The 718-nt window shown below is 74.0% G+C and carries 1 protein-coding gene; it reads right to left on the bottom strand.

All coding sequences use genetic code 11. The features are described 5' to 3' along the window. Positions 1 to 704, bottom strand: a 704-nt coding sequence (locus CCN37_RS38510) for a sensor histidine kinase (RefSeq protein WP_246843649.1), incomplete at its 3' end; no start/stop codon positions are given. Positions 705 to 718: the final 14 nt, after the last annotated feature.

The following is a 718-nucleotide window of genomic DNA, read 5'->3' on the forward strand; positions in this document are numbered from 1 at the left end:
GTCACGCACCAGCCGCCGTCCTCGGTACGGCCGCCGTCCAAGGAGCCCTCCACGGCCTCCACGCGTTCGCGCAGGCCCACCAGGCCGAAGCCGCCCCGGCCGCCCGTTGGCACGGTCGTACGCGCCCCCGGCGCCGTGTTGCGCACCTCCACGCCCAGCCGGTCGCCGTCGAGGCCGAGGCGGACGACGACATCCGCGCCGTGGGCGTGGCGGCGTACGTTCGTCAGGGCTTCCTGCACCACGCGGTGCACGGAGGTCTCCACCTCGGGCGCCAGCCGGGCCCCGCGCACCTCGGGGCCGACCTCCAGCGTCGCGCCGGTGCCGTTCCCGGCGAACGCGCCGACCAGGCGCTCCAGTTCCGTCAGCAGCTCGCCCGGGCGGGTCGCCTCGTGCTCGTCCTCGCGCAGCACCCGCACCAGGCGGCGCATGGAGTCCAGCGTCTCCGAACCGGCCCGCGAGATGCCCTCCAGCAGCGGCTTGATCTGCTCCGGCGAGCTCTCCTGGATCATCAGCCCGGCGTTGGCGTGCACGATGATGCCCGTGACGTGGTGGGCGACGAAGTCGTGCAGGTCGCGGGCGAGCTCCATCCGCTCGTTCTGCCGCACGGTGGCCATGGCCCGGGCCCGCCGTCCGTCCAGCAGCCGCAGATAGCAGCCCAGGCCCACGGCGCCGCCGACGGCGAAGGTCAGCAGGTTGGAGTACATGAGCGTGTCGTAGC

It is taken from the genome of Allokutzneria sp. NRRL B-24872, from assembly GCF_002155965.1.
Classification (GTDB): domain Bacteria; phylum Actinomycetota; class Actinomycetes; order Mycobacteriales; family Pseudonocardiaceae; genus Allokutzneria.